Origin of the sequence: Arthrobacter sp. cf158 (assembly GCF_900106835.1) — a bacterium.
Lineage (GTDB): Bacteria > Actinomycetota > Actinomycetes > Actinomycetales > Micrococcaceae > Arthrobacter.
This window is the reverse complement of the sequence record NZ_FNNR01000002.1, coordinates 623660-639715: the sequence shown is the minus strand read 5'-3', so window position 1 is coordinate 639715 and position 16056 is coordinate 623660. Positions and strand designations below refer to the sequence as shown.

Here is a 16056-nt window from a genome sequence, read left to right as displayed (position 1 = left end):
AGCGGACCAAATGACCCGCGGCTTCATCATCGGCGCCACCGCAGGACGGACCACCCTCACCGGCGAAGGACTCCAACACGCCGACGGACACTCCCCCATCCTGGCCTCCACCAACCCCGCCGTGAAAACCTACGACCCCGCCTACGGCTACGAAATCGGCCACATCATCCGCCACGGCCTCGAACAAATGTACGGACCAGACGCTGACGATGACAGAAATGTCATGTACTACCTCACCGTCTACAACGAACCCATCACCCAACCCGCGGAACCGGAAAACCTCGACCTCAACGGACTCCTCAAAGGCATCTACAAACTCGCAGACGCCCCCGCGGGAGAGGCCAACCGGCCCACCGCGAACATCCTCGCCTCCGGCGTGTCCGTCCCCTGGGCCCTCGAAGCAGCACGGATCCTCAACGAGGACTGGGGAGTCGCCGCCGACGTCTTCTCCGTGACCTCCTGGAACGAACTCCGACGCGACGGACTCGCCGCCGAAGAACACGCCTTCCTCAACCCCGGCCAACCCGCCCGCACCCCGTTCATCACCGAACAACTCAAAGACACCACCGGACCCGTCATCGCCGTGTCCGACTACATGAAAGCCGTCCCCGACCAAATCCGCCAATTCATCCCCAACGACTTCGCCTCCCTCGGAGCAGACGGCTTCGGCTTCTCCGACACCCGCCAAGCCGCACGCCGCTACTTCAAAAACGACACCCACTCCATCGTCGCCAAAACCCTCCAACTCCTCGCCGCCAAGGGCGAAGTTGAAGCAGGCGCATTGGAAAAGGCGATCGAAAAGTACCGGCTCCTGGATGTGAATGCCGGCACCACCGGCGGAGCAGGCGGAGACGCCTGACTGCAGGCTGCCGGACACTATCCGGCAGCGGGGTTAACCCAGCGATAAACGCGATGGCGGCTTCCACCGAAAGGTGGGGGCCGCCGTCGGGCTTTAACAACCCGGGCTTTAACAGCCTGGACCGTTCACCCCGACGTGATCAGCAACAACATCAGTTGTAGCCTTCTCACAAATGGAGCTTGCACGGGATGGCCCGTATGCTCATTCCATGGCAGAGCCGAGCAAAACAACTTCCAAGCGCAAGGCAGCAACCCAGGCATTGTCGCCTGAAAAGGCCGAAACTCTGCGGCAACTCCGCGCCAACGTGGGCCAGCTGTCCACCAGCACCATGCGCCAACTGGAGAAGTCGCTGCCCTGGTACAGCCGCCTCAGCTCCGATGAGCGCTCAGCCCTGGGCCTTGTGGCACAGAACGGCATCGCGGCGTTTGTGACGTGGTACGAACGGCCGAGTTCGCCGTCATGGATCCTGACCGACGTCTTCGGCAATGCCCCCACGGAACTGACACGCTCCATCAGCCTGCAGAAGGCCCTGCAGCTGATCCGGATCGTGGTTGAAGTAGTCGAGGACCAGGTCCCGGTGATCGCGCCGGAATCGGACCAACCTTCACTGCGCGAAGCCGTTCTGCGGTACTCGCGTGAAGTCGCCTTCGCTGCCGCAGACGTCTACGCGCGGGCTGCCGAGTCCCGAGGCTCCTGGGACACCCGCCTGGAAGCACTGATCGTGGACGCCATCCTGCGCGGCGAAAACACGGACGCCCTGAGGTCCCGGATCGCGGCCCTCGGCTGGAAGGCCCAGGAGCGCTTCACAGTAATGGTGGGCAATTCGCCGTCGGAACCCAGTGCAAGCTACGTCAGTGAACTGCGCCGAACCGCCGGGCGTTTCGCGGAGGATGCACTGGTGGGAATCCAAGGAGACAGGCTGATCCTGATACTTGGCGGAGTCAATGACAGGGACACCGCCTACGTCAAGCTCAGCGAGCTTTTTGCGCCCGGCGCCGTGGTGTATGGCCCGGAGGCAGGATCGCTCCTGGAAGCGAGCAGTTCCGCTCAGGCAGCCTTCGCTGGGCTAACGGCAGCCCGCGCCTGGCCTTCTGCTCCACGGCCGGTTGCTGCCGATGACCTGCTTCCCGAGCGCGTCGTTTCCGGAGACGACGCCGCCCGCCGCTCACTGATCAAGAACATTTACAGGCCTCTTTTGGCTGCCTCAAACGGCTTGGTGGAGACCTTGGGAACCTACCTTGAGCTGGGGCACTCCTTGGAAGCGACAGCCCGCGAACTGTTCGTCCATGCCAACACTGTGCGCTACCGTTTGAAGCGTGTCTGCGACGTCACAGGCTGGGATCCTCTCCTTCCAAGGGAGGCTTTTGTGCTTCAAACTGCCTTGGTAGTGGGCCGGCTTTCGGCCCAGCCAAAAGCCGCCCCCGAACGTCACGCGTCGCGTTCACAGAACTGAACCGTTGTAGACTTCCTACAAACTGACCCAGTGAGCTTGGTGTACCAAAACACCAGTGGATCACGTGGCAATTTGGAAAGCTGGATACGTGCTTGCAATCGTCTGCCCTGGACAGGGCTCCCAGACCCCCGGATTTTTAGCCCCTTGGCTGGAACTCCCCTCCGTCGAAGGCCACTTGGCCTCCCTGAGCGAGATCGCAGGCATTGACCTCAAGGCCCACGGCACCACCTCGGATGAAGAGACCATCAAGGACACTGCGGTGGCTCAGCCGCTGATTGTTGCGGCAGGCCTCGTAGCCGCCAAGTCTTTGTTCGACGTCGAACTCAGCACACTTCCCGTCATCCTTGCCGGGCACTCCGTAGGGGAAATCACGGCTTCCGCTCTGGCGGGGGTCCTCACTGATGCCGAAGCAATGACCTTCGTCCGGGAACGGGCCAACAGCATGGCCGCGGCAGCTGCGGTTACCCCCACCGGCATGAGCGCTGTTGTAGGCGGCGACCCCACTGAGGTCCTCGCCGCCATTGAAGCCTCGGGAGCCACACCCGCAAACGTTAACGGCGCAGGCCAAACCGTCGCCGCGGGCACCTTTGAGCAACTGAAAGCGTTGGCGGAGAACCCGCCGGCCAAGGCCCGGGTTATCCCCCTGAAAGTAGCCGGCGCTTTCCATACGTCCCACATGGCTCCTGCCGTCAGCGCACTAGAAGCCCTCAAGCCGTCACTTTCGCCGCAGAGCCCTGCTGTTCCGTTGCTGTCGAACTTCGATGGCAAGGAAGTCACGGCCGGACCTGCCGCCGTCGAAAGCCTGATCGCGCAGGTTTCCCGCCCTGTCCGCTGGGACCTGTGCATGGAAACTCTCGTTGAGCGCGGCGTTACCGGCGTCATTGAGCTCGCGCCCGCTGGTACGCTCGCCGGCCTGGCCAAACGGGGCATGCCGGGCGTGAAGACAGTTGCAGTCAAGACCCCGGATGACCTGTCCGCGGCACTCGCACTTTTTGCTGAATTGGAGGGCCAGGCATGAGCACCCCCGTACTCAATAAGGCTGCGGTCAACGAGAACGCACGCATCCTGGGCATCGGCGCATACCGCCCGGACGTGATCGTCACCAACGAGGACGTCTGCCAGTGGATTGATTCGTCCGACGAGTGGATCCGCCAACGCACCGGCATCATCACCCGCCACCGCGCGGCTGCCGATGTCAGCGTCATCGACATGGCCGAAGGTGCAGCACGCGAGGCACTTGCACAGGCGGGAATCGAAGCGTCCCAGCTGGGAGCAGTCATCGTATCCACCGTGACGCACCCCTATGCGACGCCGTCGGCCGCCGCTGCCCTCACCGACCGTTTGGGCGCGACGCCGGCACCGGCCTTTGATATCTCCGCCGCGTGCGCCGGGTACTGCTATGGCGTGGCCCAGGCCGATGCTTTGGTCCGCTCCGGCGCGGCCGAGTACGTGCTCGTCGTTGGCGCGGAAAAGCTATCCGACGTCATCGACAACCATGAACGCACCATTTCCTTCCTCCTCGGTGACGGTGCCGGCGCTGTGGTGGTTGGCCCGTCCGACACTCCCGGAATCGGCCCCTCGGTCTGGGGCTCTGACGGCAGCAAGTGGGATGCCATTGGAATGACCCACTCGCTGGAGGACGTCAAAAAACTGGGCGAATCGGCCCGACACTCTGATGAGATCGACGACCCCGCCATTCTCTCCGCCACCCAGGATGTCTGGCCCACACTGCGCCAGGATGGTCAGACTGTGTTCCGCTGGGCCGTCTGGGAAATGGCAAAGGTAGCCCAGCAAGCTCTGGATGCCGCCGGCATCGAAGCGAGCGACCTCGCTGCCTTCGTTCCCCACCAAGCGAACATGCGCATCATTGACGAGATGGTCAAGAAGCTCAAGCTTCCCGAATCCGTTGTCATCGGCCGCGACATCGCGCAGGCGGGCAACACGTCCGCGGCCTCCATCCCACTGGCAACGCACCGCTTGCTCAAGGAAAACCCTGAGCTGAGCGGCGGCTTGGCACTGCAGATCGGTTTCGGCGCCGGTCTGGTGTTCGGTGCCCAGGTAGTTGTTCTGCCGTAGAACCAAAGACGACTTACAAACCCAAACCGTAACCGCGGTTTGCCCCCTTTCCGGCAGTAGCCGGTATATCAAGAAAAGGAGCCAACAATGGCTAGCAACGAAGAAATCCTGGCCGGCCTGGCTGAAATCGTCAACGAAGAGACCGGCCTCGCCACCGAAGCCGTGGAGCTGGACAAGTCCTTCACCGAGGACCTGGACATCGACTCCATCTCCATGATGACCATCGTGGTCAACGCTGAGGAAAAGTTCGGCGTTCGCATCCCGGACGAAGAGGTCAAGAACCTCAAGACCGTCGGCGACGCCGTCAGCTTCATCGCCAACGCACAGGCCTAGTCCTGACACAGCTGTGCCGGGCCGGGATTCCATCCCTGAGCCCGGCACAGCCGCAGTAACGCCCAAAGATTTTCTTGCCTCCCCCTGTGAAACCTGCAGGTTGGACGGCTGATCCGACAGAGAGTGATCGCATGGCACGCAAAGTAGTCATAACCGGTCTGGGGGCCACCACTCCCATCGGCGGCGACGTACCCACAATGTGGCAGAACGCGCTGAAAGGGGTCTCCGGCGCCCGTACGCTCGAAGATGAGTGGGTGGCCAAGTACGACCTCCCCGTCCACTTTGCTGCCCGGTGCTCGACGCCGGCCCTTGAGGTCCTGAGCCGGGTTGAGGCCAAGCGCATGGACCCGTCCACGCAGTTTGGTGTCATCGCAGCCCGTGAGGCCTGGTCCGACGCCGGGATTGAAGAGATCGACCACGATCGCCTGGCTGTAGCCTTCGCCACCGGCATCGGCGGCGTCTGGACACTCCTTGACGCCTGGGACACGCTGAGGGACAAGGGACCCCGCAGGGTCCTGCCCATGACCGTTCCCATGTTGATGCCCAACGGCGTGGCGGCTGCGGTCAGCCTGGACCTTGGAGCCCGCGCCGGAGCGCACACTCCTGTTTCGGCCTGCGCATCAGGCACGGAAGCCCTTCACCTTGGCCTGGATCTCATCCGTTCGGGCAAAGCGGACGTTGTGGTGTGCGGTGGTGCGGAAGCTGCCATCCACCCGATGCCTCTGGCCGCTTTCTCCTCCATGCAGGCACTCTCGCGCCGCAACGACGAGCCCGAACGCGCATCCCGCCCTTACGACATCGACCGTGACGGTTTCGTCATGGGTGAAGGCGCCGGCGCTTTGGTCCTTGAGGCCGAAGAACACGCAATCGCCCGTGGTGCCCGCATCTACGCCGAGCTGGCCGGAACGTCCGTGACCGCAGATGCCTACCACATCACAGCACCGGACCCCGAGGGCCTGGGTGCCACCCGCGCACTCAAGGCTGCGATGTTTGATGGCCGGATCCAGGCTGAGGACGTGGTGCACGTCAACGCGCACGCCACCTCAACCCCGGTTGGCGACAAGCCCGAGTACACGGCCCTGCGTGCCGCTCTGGGGACCCACGTGGACAATGTGGCGGTCTCTGCCACCAAGTCGCAAATGGGCCACCTCCTGGGAGCTTCCGGCGCCGTTGAGGCAGTACTGACCGTACTGGCTGTCTACGAGCGCAAGGCACCGGTGACCATCAACCTCGAGAACCAGGATCCAGAGATCCCTCTCGACGTCGTGACATCGGTCCGGGACTTGCCGGCAGGCGATATCGTGGCTCTGAGCAACTCCTTCGGCTTCGGCGGACACAACGCCGTCATTGCAGTCCGGAACGTCTGATCCCGGCGTCACCACCGACTCATTGAGACATGAAGAGGGCCCCACCACAGGTGGGGCCCTCTTCATTGCTATGGGGGTGTTATCGCGGAGTCCTAGCCCACTTGGTGCAGCCAGCGCACCGGAGCACCTTCTGCCGCGTGACGGAAGGGCTCAAGCTCTTCGTCCCATGCTTCACCCAGGGCCAACGACAGTTCGTGGTACACGGCAGAGGGGTCGCCGGCACCTGACTCATAGGCGTACCGGATGCGGTCTTCCGTCACCATGATGTTGCCATGGACGTCCGTGACCGCATGGAAAATGCCGAGTTCGGGAGTGTGTGACCAACGCGCTCCATCAACGCCCTGGCTCGGCTCTTCGGTGACCTCGTACCGCAGATGCGCCCAGCCACGGAGTGCGGACGCCAGTTGAGCCCCCGTGCCGGGCGTTCCGGTCCACGACAACTCGGCCCGGAACATTCCAGGCGCAGCAGGCTGAGGGGTCCACTCAAGATCGGTCCGCTTGTCCACGACCGATCCGATGGCCCACTCAACGTGCGGGCAAAGCGCCGTAGGGGCCGAGTGCACGAACAGGACACCGCGGGTTGTTGCAACAGACATTCCATCCTCCATAGCTGTAGGTACGTCTTCCCCAACGACCTCTGCCTGGATGCTTGCTGTTGCTGCCGGATGCCATGAAATTCATGTGGGCCCTGACAGGCTATTGATTTATTGGTAATGCTACTGACGATCTTGGCACAGATATAACCCTCAACTTCGAATTGAAGGTTTCCCCGTGGTGCTTTCATTTTGCCGTACGCTGTCCATTTCCGCCAGTGCGGACGCATCAGCACCCGAGTTGGGACGCATCAGTTCTATTTCAGGCCCTGGGGTGAGCCTGTTGGTAGCTTTTGCGGAGCCTGTCCACAGAGACGTGGGTGTAGATCTGAGTGGTGGCGAGGCTACTGTGGCCGAGAATCTCCTGGACAGCCCTCAAATCCGCTCCCCCGTCGAGCAGGTGGGTGGCAGCGCTGTGCCGAAGGGCATGCGGCCCCGTAGCTGCGGTGTCACCCAAGGCCTGCAGCAGTTCATTCACCACGCCACGGATCTGCCGGGGATCAACCCTGTTGCCCCGGACGCCGAGGAACAAAGCCGGGCCACTGGAAGCAGTCACCACCGCTGGGCGGCCGCGTCTCAACCAGTCATCCACGGCTACGGCTGCGGGAACACCGAAGGGGACCGTGCGCTCCTTGTTTCCCTTGCCCAGCACCCGGAGGGTTCGGCGGTCAGGATCAAGGTCATCGATGTCCAACCCGGCGAGTTCACCCACGCGTACACCCGTGGCGTAGAGCAGTTCAACCATGGCCCGGTTCCGCACGGCCATGGGGCCGCCCTCCGCTGCAGCAGTGTTCAGGTCTTCCACCATCCGGGTAACCTGCTGCTGCTGCAGGACGCCGGGAAGGGATTTGCCCTTCTTGGGCGCCTGAAGACGCACGGCAGGGTCCGTGGTGATGAGTTCTTCCCTGAGGGCCCACCCTGTGAAGGATCTGGCTGTTGCTGCACGCCGTGCCAACGTGGCTCTGGCCATGCCTGCCTCACTCTGCGCGCCGAGCCAGCGCCGGAGGGAACCCAGCTCCAGTTGACCAAGCTCTTCGATCCCCTCCTGGACAGCAAAACCGAGAAGACTCTCGACATCTGCGAGGTAGGCACGGACAGTGTGCGAAGACCTCGCGCGTTCGCCCTCCAGGAAGCGCCGAAAACCTTCGACTGCGTCTTGCAGGGATGCTGGCAGTGATTGTCCGTCCACGCTTCCCACTGTGCCAGCACCATGGACCGTCGGGGAGTATCGACATGCTCTTTGCCTTGCCCCCTACGCATTCTTGACCCGCTTCCACGCACCCCGCTCCGAAGAGGCGAGCCCCAGCAACCCCAGCCGACCGAGGCCTGCGCGCACAGCGTCCGCGCTCAATCCAGCCACCACAGTCAGTTTCTCCACCGAGGTGGTGGACCGGAGGGGCAGAGCGTCCAGAAGGATCAGGTCTTCCAAGGACAGGTCGTCGTGCACGGCTGCGGCCACGTCCTTTTCTGCGCTGTGGGTTTCACCGATAGCTCCGGCAAGCTCGGCGATTTCGCCAACGTCGGTAACGCATACGGCTCCCCCGTCACGCAGCAGCCGGTGGCAGCCAGCCGAGTTGGCACTGTGAATGGACCCCGGGACGGTTGCAACCACGCGGCCGATGGACTCAGCGTGGTGGGCCGTGTTGAGCGCGCCCGAACGCCAGCGCGCCTCCACCACTACAGTGACGGACGCCAAAGCTGCAATGATGCGGTTCCTTTGCAGGAATCTGTAGCGTGTTGGGGCGGATCCAGGAGGAACCTCCGAAATGACAGCGCCCTGGCTGGACACGGCGCGCAGCAGGTCCTCGTTGCCTGCCGGGTAGAACCGGTCCACCCCTCCAGCCATCACAGCGATGGTGGGCACGGATGCGACCCCGCCACTGAGTGCGCCGCGATGTGCGTGCGCGTCAATGCCATAGGCACCACCTGAAACCACGGTGTATCCGCGCTGGGCCAAGCCATAGGCCAGATCCCCTGTGACGGAGGCTCCGTAACTTGTACTGTCCCGTGATCCCACCAGAGCGATGGCTTGCCGGGCGGTCGGCAACGGTTGCTCCTGTCCACGCCACCACAGGCAAAGGGGTTCCTGAAGGCCAAGGTCTGCCAGTTGCTTCGGCCAGAACTCGTCCCCCGGCACAATAAGCCGTCCACCCATCCGGCGCATGGTTTCCAGGTCCCGGTCTGGGGCAAGGTCGGCCACCCGAGGCGCCCAGCGCCGCTGGCTGGCCGAAAGCCCTGGCCAGGTGGCGGGGCCGCCTTCGCCCATGAGCAAGGCGGAAATCTCCTGCTCCAGGCTGGGTCCGGGGGCCAGTTCTCCGGTGGCTACGCCCAAAGCGTCGACGGCACCCAGTGCCTTTACCAAAGCCAACCCCACCGAATCCTGAGGTTCCAACAGCCGCGCCAACGCGGCCCTGGCAATCCGTTCGTTCTCCTGTATCCCCATTGCCGCCACGCCTTCGTTTCCTTTCGTGTTGGTAGTCGTCATGATGCAGCCGAGGCCTGTCGTAGGCCGAGCGCCTGCCCGATGTGATCGATGTCAGGGGCGTCGCTGTGCCCCAGGTCTGCCAGTGTCCACGCGAGCCGCAGGACGCGATCGTACCCACGCGCAGTGAGAGTGCCGCGCTCCAAGGCGGTGTCCAGGATGCGCGTGGTTCCCGGAGCCAACCGGAGTTCGCCACGCAGCGTGCGTCCTGGCACCTGCGAATTGGTTTCCAGGCCGAGCACGCGCAATCGCTCGATTTGCCGTTCCCTGGCAGCCAAGACACGCCCGGCGACAGCGCGGCTGTCTTCTTCTTTGCCCGCCTGGCCAAAGTCAGCCAAGGACACCCGTTCCACCTGAAGCTGGATGTCCACCCGGTCCAAAAGCGGCCCTGAAATTCGTCCGAAGTACCTGCGCCGCATCATCGCCGTGCAGGTGCAGTCCATGCCCTTGCCTGACGCTTTTCCGCAGGGGCAAGGATTGGCCGCCAAGACCAACTGGAAACGGGCGGGGTAGGCAGCAGTCCCCGCAGAGCGATGGATAACCAGCTCCCCGCTTTCAAGAGGTTGGCGGAGGGCGTCCAACACACGCCGCTCGTACTCGGGGGCCTCGTCAAGAAAAAGGACACCGCGGTGGGCGCGTGAGGCCGCACCCGGTCTGGGGAGGCCGGAACCGCCTCCGATGATGGCCGCAGCAGTGGCGCTGTGATGGGGGTTCTCAAACGGTGGCCTGCGGATCAACCGCACGGCGGACGACTGGACAGCTGCCAGAGAATGGATGGCGGTGACCTCCATGGCTGCCTTATCCGCCAAGTCCGGGAGCAGTCCCGGGAGTCGTTCGGCCAACATGGTCTTACCCGCCCCGGGCGGACCTGTCAGCAGCATGTGGTGTCCACCGGCTGCAGCCACCTCCAAGGCACGGCGGGCTTCTCCTTGTCCGGATACGTCGCAAAGATCTGCCATGACAGTCGCAGTATCGCCATCGTCGTCCGGGAGGTCGTCGCCCGGAGGATCGTAGTCCAGAGCGAGCTCCTTGGGGTCCGCGCCGAAGTCGAACGCAAGCCGGGCGAGGGTTTTGTACCCCCGAACGTTGGCGCCGGGCACCAAGGAGGCTTCCGCGGCATTGGCCTCAGACACCACGACGTCCGGATAACCCGCCTGAACAGCAGCCATTACGGCCGGAAGTATCCCGCGAACCGGCCTTAGCCTGCCGTCCAAGCCAAGTTCGGCAATGAACACTGTCCCGCCGATGGAACGGATGTCGTCGGCTGCCCGGAGCACCGCCATGGTGATAGCGAGGTCAAAGCCGGATCCACGCTTGGGCAGGGACGCAGGAATAAGGTTGGCCGTGATTTTGCGTCGGCTGAGGGGAATCCCCGAGTTTTGGGCTGCGGAACGAATGCGTTCCTTGGCCTCGTTAAGGGCAGCATCGGGCAGGCCCAGAATCACGAAGTTTGGCAAAGTTTGGCCAATGTCAGCCTCAACTTCCACGATGTATCCGTTGAGGCCAAGCAAAGCAACACAGTAACTGCGGCCGACCCCCATCTACCCGACACCCCGCAGGTGCTCGAGTTCCGGATCGCCGATGCCGTTATCAATCACCGACACAACATCGATGCGACGGAGCGGCACATCGAGTTCGTGCGCCCGGCACCATGCTGAAGCAAGCCGCTGGAGACGAGCCAACTTGGCCGCACCCACAGCTTCAAACGGGTGCCCGTAGTCCAGGCTCCGCCGGGTCTTTACCTCAGCCACGACGAGGGTGTCGCCCTCCAACGCCACAATGTCGATTTCACCGTCTGTGCACCGCCAGTTGCGGTCGACGATCCGCATCCCCTGGTTTTCCAGGAAACCAGCCGCCAGCACTTCGCCGTTGCGGCCCAGCAGGTCTTTTGCTCTCATGACCACCACCTCCGCTCTCCAGCATTCAGGCTGGGAGCGACCGGCGGCAGGCGGTCATGCCGCTATGTGGGTAACCTGCTGGAATCGGCTCTGTTGAGGACCAGTGGTGGTGCTAGTTGCCAAGATCTCCCAGGTCTCCGAGCCCGCCATCCTTGGGCAGCGACAACTCTTCGCTACGGGGAAGCTCCTCAACATTGACGTCCTTGAAGGTGATAACCCGCACGTTCTTCACAAAGCGGGCAGAACGGTAGACGTCCCATACCCAGGCGTCCTGCAGGGTCAGGTCAAAGTAGACTTCACCATCTGCACTGCGGGCCTGAAGATCCACATGGTTGGCGAGGTAGAACCGCCGCTCGGTTTCCACGACGTAGCTGAACAGGCCGACAACATCCCGGTATTCGCGGTAGAGCTGTAGCTCCATATCGGTTTCATAGTTCTCAAGGTCCTCGGCACTCATAGTTCCATCTTGCACTATCAGCCGGGCACCAGGCGCCACCGGGGAGGTGGGTCAGATCAGGGCCCTGCCAGTGGTTCAGGTCCTGTAAGGTGCCAGCTGGTCCGGTGGTAGGCGCTGGGGCCCTGCTGCCGGATGACATCCCTGTGTGCTGCGGTTGCGTAGCCCTTGTTCTCATTCCAGCCGTATGCGGGCAGTTCCGAATGCAAGTCCACCATGATGCGGTCACGCGCCACTTTGGCCAGCACGCTGGCGGCGGCGACACTGAGGCAGCTCATGTCTGCTTTGACCCTGGTATGGACCGGAGCCTCGCACCCGGGACCGGCGGGGGCTGTATCGAAGAGCGAAGCCTGGACTTCCGGTGAAAGCCAATTGTGGCTGCCGTCCAGCAGGACCACATCAGGGGTGACGCCGCCGGCCAGGATCTCAAACCACGCTCGCGTGCCCGCAAGCCGTAATGCCGCGATGATGCCAATCTCATCAATTTCCCTGGACGTGGCATGCCCCACTGCGGAGGCAATAGCCCAGTCCCGAACAAGCGGTTCGAGCCGGTCGCGGTCGTCGGGTTTGAGCAGTTTGCTGTCCCTGACACCTGCAAGCAAGCCGTGGCTCTCCAGTTCAACAACGGCGATTCCTACGCTGACCGGACCCGCCAATGCGCCGCGGCCTACTTCATCCACGCCGGCCAACAGACGGACTCCAGAGGACAGGAAGGACCTTTCCACGTCAAGCGTCGGGAAACCCTCTGGGATTTTCCCCTTGGGCTTGGGCTTGGTCTTTGCCTTGGACTTGGCGGGGGCCTTCACGGTGGTCCTGCCGGTCGCGCCTGTGGTCACCGTAGCCATCAGTTACCTGACGTGCCTTTGGGAACATCGCGGAAGACGTCGGGATAGTTATCTAGGATGGTCCACCGGTTCACGGGCCATGCAATAACAGTGGCTTTGCCTTCGACGTCCTCAATGTTGACGAATCCCCCATTAACTTCCTGATGCGCCCGGGAGTCCTCGGAGTGGTTGCGGTTGTCGCCCATCACCCAGACCTTGCCCTCCGGCACAACGATGTCGAATGGTTTCGGGAACGGCACCTCTGCGGGATTAATGTATGTTTCGTTGACCGGTTTACCGTTGATCGAGAGGTGGCCTTGGGCGTCACAGCACGACACCCTGTCACCCGGCAGCCCAATGATGCGCTTCACCAGGTGCTGTTCATTGTCGTCAGGAGCCAATCCCACAAACTCCAGGCCATCCCCAACCCAATCCATGGGGCCAGCCGGTTTCGGGGCCACTGGCGGCAACCAGGCCTGGGTGTCCTTGAAGACTACGACGTCTCCACGCTGAAGATCGAACGGGCCGGGGACCAGGAGATTGATGAAGATGCGGTCGTTGACGTCCAAGGTGCTCTCCATGGACTCCGAAGGAATGTAGAAAGCCCGGAACAGGAACGTCTTCAGGAGGAAGGACAACACCAGCGCGATAGCCACCACGGTGACGATCTCCTTGACCCACACCAGAACAGGGTTTTTCCGCGGTTTTTCCGCAGCGTGGGCACCACCCTGGGAATCACGGGATGCGGAATCGTCAGTGGCGTCCGGAGCCCGCGACACGTCGTCGTCCGCTTGGCGGGACTGGGTCACACCGGCGGCGCTTGCCGATCCATCCGAGCTCCGGGCGTCGTCGTCGTACCGCTCGGGATTCTCTGGAGCTTTGTCCGGCATCTACTGTCCGTTCTTCGATGGTGATTCCGCCTGCGTGGAGTGAGGCATCTCTGCAAATCTATCAAGTGGCCAGATGATCTGGACCGGTCGGCCGATGACACGCTCGATGGGAACCATGCCCCCGCCCGGCGCTCCGAGCAGGCCACGTGAGTCGGCGGAACGCGAGCGATGGTCACCCATCAGCCAGAGTCGGCCAGAGGGCACCACGACGTCGAATTTCTGTTTGCTGGCCTCGTCCCCCGGGTAAATATAGGGTTCCTCAAGCTGCTGACCGTTGACTGTGAGGAATCCGCCCGCATCGCAGCATTGGACGTGGTCACCGGGGACACCGATGACCCGCTTCACATAGGTGGTGTCACTGCCCGTGAGTCCAAACCACTGGCTGGCTGCGGACACGGCATCCACGAATGGTCCCTGTCCGCTGCTCAGCGGAGCGAAGGATCCACGTCCATCAAAAACCACGATGTCGCCCCGCTGAATCGGCTGTCTGGCGAACGCTGTACGGGACACCAGGATTCGGTCTCCCGACTCCAGCAAGGGCTCCATGGATTCGGACGGAATGTAGTAAACATCCAGCCACAAGGACCGGACCAGGCCGCTGATCGCAACGGCCAGCACCAATGCGAGCAAAACAAAACGCCAGCCCTGTTTCCGGGGCTGGCGTTCTGATGTGTCCATGACTCGTATCCCTGTTGCGTTGCGGATTGCTCCGGAACAACCGGGCACGAATCCTGGACCCGTTGCGTAAGTCGCAGGACTTACTTGGCGAAGTCGCGCTTTTCCTTGATCTTCGCAGCCTTACCGCGCAGTGCGCGCATGTAGTAAAGCTTGGCGCGGCGGACGTCACCCTTGGTGACGACCTCGATCTTGTCGATGATCGGGGAGTGTACCGGGAAGGTACGCTCTACGCCGACACCGAAGGAAACCTTGCGCACGGTGAAGGTTTCGCGAACGCCGTCGCCCTGGCGGCCCAGGACGAAGCCCTGGAATACCTGGACACGGGAGTTCTTGCCTTCGATGATGTTGACGTGAACCTTGAGGGTGTCGCCCGCGCGGAACTCCGGAACATCGCTACGCAGCGAGGCTGCATCTACGCTATCGAGGATATGCATTAATCCACTCCTGGTGAACGCCACAGGTCATTCACTTTGGGTTACGGCGAACAAGCCCGGGGCATGAAAGCCAGCCGGAAATCTCCGCCGAAGTTTCTTTGTGTCCGGCTCCACCACTGATTGGCGTCGCCGGGTTGTCCGACTGTTGGCTGAACTCCCCCTGTGGCAGGTGTCAGCCCAGCAGACACAAGGGTTAATTCTGCCATAAGCGCACCCATCCGGCCAACTGCCGGACTCGTGGAAGGTTCGACGCCGGAAGGTGGCTTTAGTTTTCGGCGTCGCCGCCGGGCCGGGGGCGCAGGCGGCCCTCGACCACCGCGTACCCCAGGTCCGCAAGGGCGTTGCGGTCAGCGCGGGTCAGCGTACCGGCGTCGAATCCGTCCAGAAGGTCCGGCCGCCGCTCCGCCGTGCGGCGAAACTGTTCGTGGCGCCGCCACTGGGCAATCTTTCCGTGGTTGCCGCTGAGCAGGATGGCCGGTACTTCATGGTCACGCCACGCGGACGGCTTGGTGTAGACCGGATATTCCAACAAGCCATCGGAGTGGGATTCCTCAACCAGGGATTCGGGATTACCTACTACCCCCGGAAGGAGACGCCCGACGGCTTCCACCATGGCCAAGACGGCTACTTCGCCGCCGTTGAGCACATAGTCGCCCAGGCTCACTGGCCGGACGGTAAAGTGTTCCTTCGCCCAATCAATGACGCGCTCATCGATTCCCTCGTAGCGACCACAAGCGAAGACAAGGTGTTCTTCCTCGGCAAGTTCATAGGCCAGCGCCTGATTGAACCGCTCCCCTGCCGGCGAAGGAACAATCAGGACGGGCTTGGAACCTTCACGCGAAGTCGCCACAGATTCAAGGGCTTGCGCCCACGGTTCCGGCTTCATGACCATGCCCGCACCGCCGCCATACGGGGTATCGTCCACCGTACGGTGCCTATCAGTGGTGAAGGTCCGGAGATCGTGGACGTTGAGTTCAAGCAAGCCATCCTGGCGGGCCTTGCCTATGAGTGAGAGCTCCAGGGGCGCCAGGTACTCAGGAAAAATGCTGACGACATCTATCCTCATTCAGGCATCATCCCCTGATTCCTCAACCGCGGCGTCGTTGATCTCAAAAAGGCCGGCAGGCGGAGTGATCAGGACGTACCCGGCTTCGATGTTGACCTCCGGCACGATCTCATCGACGAACGGAATGAGGATCTCCTTGCCCTCCTCCGTCTTGACCGTCAGGAGATCCTGGACCGGCAACGTCGTGAGTGCGGCTACTTTACCAACAACCTGCGATCCGACCCGAGCTTCAAGGCCAAGCAGTTCGTGCTCATACCAGCCCTCGTCGTCGTCTTCGTCGTCGAGTTCTTCTGTTTCGATGAAGAGCTTGGCGCCACGGATAGCCTCGGCAGCGTTACGGTCCGCGATTTCCTCGAAACCAAGCAAAAGGATGTCCTTGTTCCACCGGGCGCTGCGGATAGTCAGCGGGCCGGCAGAGGCCGGCTCCACGACGAACTCGGTTCCTGCGACAAACCGCTCGGAAGGCGCGTCAGTGAGTACCTGCACCGTGACCTCGCCGCGAATGCCGTGGGGTTTGCCGATCCGGGCCACCTGGAGCTGCATGGATTCCTCTGAATTCTTGTGTACCGGGCCGCCGGGCAGCCACGGTGATGAAATGGTGGATAAAGCAATCCGGCCCCTCCACCATATTCGGTGAAGGGGCCGGATC

The 16056-nt window shown here is 62.5% G+C and carries 17 protein-coding genes and 1 pseudogene; 6 read left to right on the top strand and 12 right to left on the bottom strand.

The window, feature by feature from the left end; translation table 11 throughout:
- From BLW08_RS05990 to BLW08_RS05965, 6 genes and pseudogenes are all read left to right on the top strand, one after another.
- Nucleotides 1-859, top strand: a pseudogene (locus BLW08_RS05990) (pyruvate dehydrogenase (acetyl-transferring), homodimeric type); the annotation flags it as partial.
- Between the two features lie 208 nt (nt 860-1067).
- On the top strand, nt 1068-2312 hold the full coding sequence (locus BLW08_RS05985; protein ID WP_090818980.1) for a PucR family transcriptional regulator: 1245 nt from the start codon (nt 1068-1070) through the stop codon (nt 2310-2312).
- Nucleotides 2313-2400: 88 nt separating this feature from the next.
- On the top strand, nt 2401-3330 hold the full coding sequence (locus BLW08_RS05980) for an ACP S-malonyltransferase (RefSeq protein ID WP_175538590.1): 930 nt from the start codon (nt 2401-2403) through the stop codon (nt 3328-3330).
- Nucleotides 3327-4388 carry a beta-ketoacyl-ACP synthase III gene (locus BLW08_RS05975; RefSeq protein ID WP_090818974.1) on the top strand — a complete coding sequence of 354 codons (1062 nt, stop codon included), beginning with the start codon at nt 3327-3329 and terminating at the stop codon, nt 4386-4388. Before BLW08_RS05980 ends, BLW08_RS05975 begins: the two co-directional genes overlap by 4 nt.
- A gap of 87 nt (nt 4389-4475) precedes the next feature.
- Nucleotides 4476-4721, top strand: a complete 246-nt coding sequence (locus BLW08_RS05970) for an acyl carrier protein (RefSeq protein ID WP_011692310.1) — start codon at nt 4476-4478, stop codon at nt 4719-4721.
- A 131-nt stretch (nt 4722-4852) separates the two neighbouring features.
- A complete protein-coding gene (locus tag BLW08_RS05965; protein ID WP_090818971.1) occupies nt 4853-6088 on the top strand; it encodes a beta-ketoacyl-[acyl-carrier-protein] synthase family protein in 1236 nt (411 codons plus the stop codon).
- 92 nt (nt 6089-6180) lie between these two features.
- Here the strand turns inward: BLW08_RS05965 and BLW08_RS05960 are convergent, their stop codons facing one another.
- The 12 genes from BLW08_RS05960 to rimM form a co-directional block, all read right to left on the bottom strand.
- Nucleotides 6181-6684 carry a DUF3145 domain-containing protein gene (locus BLW08_RS05960; RefSeq protein WP_026005636.1) on the bottom strand — a complete coding sequence of 168 codons (504 nt, stop codon included), beginning with the start codon at nt 6682-6684 and terminating at the stop codon, nt 6181-6183.
- 259 nt (nt 6685-6943) lie between these two features.
- The gene (locus BLW08_RS05955; protein WP_175538589.1) at nt 6944-7870 is read right to left on the bottom strand and encodes a tyrosine recombinase XerC; all 927 of its coding nucleotides are present in this window, start codon (nt 7868-7870) and stop codon (nt 6944-6946) included.
- A 63-nt stretch (nt 7871-7933) separates the two neighbouring features.
- Nucleotides 7934-9166 (bottom strand): DNA-processing protein DprA, encoded by a 1233-nt coding sequence (gene dprA / locus BLW08_RS05950; protein ID WP_091323855.1) that lies wholly within the window; start codon nt 9164-9166, stop codon nt 7934-7936.
- Nucleotides 9163-10704 (bottom strand): YifB family Mg chelatase-like AAA ATPase, encoded by a 1542-nt coding sequence (locus tag BLW08_RS05945; protein ID WP_091323854.1) that lies wholly within the window; start codon nt 10702-10704, stop codon nt 9163-9165. The genes dprA and BLW08_RS05945 overlap by 4 nt, the downstream gene beginning before the upstream one ends.
- Nucleotides 10705-11070 (bottom strand): YraN family protein, encoded by a 366-nt coding sequence (locus tag BLW08_RS05940; RefSeq protein ID WP_175538588.1) that lies wholly within the window; start codon nt 11068-11070, stop codon nt 10705-10707. It lies immediately after the preceding gene.
- A 103-nt stretch (nt 11071-11173) separates the two neighbouring features.
- Nucleotides 11174-11518: a DUF2469 domain-containing protein gene (locus tag BLW08_RS05935; protein ID WP_090818960.1), complete on the bottom strand. Its 345-nt coding sequence runs from the start codon at nt 11516-11518 to the stop codon at nt 11174-11176.
- 56 nt (nt 11519-11574) lie between these two features.
- Nucleotides 11575-12360, bottom strand: a complete 786-nt coding sequence (locus BLW08_RS05930; RefSeq protein ID WP_090818957.1) for a ribonuclease HII — start codon at nt 12358-12360, stop codon at nt 11575-11577.
- Nucleotides 12360-13229 (bottom strand): signal peptidase I, encoded by an 870-nt coding sequence (lepB, locus tag BLW08_RS05925; RefSeq protein WP_090818954.1) that lies wholly within the window; start codon nt 13227-13229, stop codon nt 12360-12362. The genes BLW08_RS05930 and lepB (BLW08_RS05925) overlap by 1 nt, the downstream gene beginning before the upstream one ends.
- Nucleotides 13230-13907 carry a signal peptidase I gene (lepB, locus tag BLW08_RS05920; protein ID WP_090818951.1) on the bottom strand — a complete coding sequence of 226 codons (678 nt, stop codon included), beginning with the start codon at nt 13905-13907 and terminating at the stop codon, nt 13230-13232. It lies immediately after the preceding gene.
- 80 nt (nt 13908-13987) lie between these two features.
- Nucleotides 13988-14341: a 50S ribosomal protein L19 gene (gene rplS / locus BLW08_RS05915; protein WP_090818948.1), complete on the bottom strand. Its 354-nt coding sequence runs from the start codon at nt 14339-14341 to the stop codon at nt 13988-13990.
- 265 nt (nt 14342-14606) lie between these two features.
- Nucleotides 14607-15407, bottom strand: coding sequence for a tRNA (guanosine(37)-N1)-methyltransferase TrmD (trmD, locus tag BLW08_RS05910; RefSeq protein WP_090818945.1), 801 nt, complete (start codon nt 15405-15407; stop codon nt 14607-14609).
- On the bottom strand, nt 15408-15950 hold the full coding sequence (rimM, locus tag BLW08_RS05905) for a ribosome maturation factor RimM (protein ID WP_091323851.1): 543 nt from the start codon (nt 15948-15950) through the stop codon (nt 15408-15410).
- Between the last annotated feature and the right edge of the window lie 106 nt (nt 15951-16056).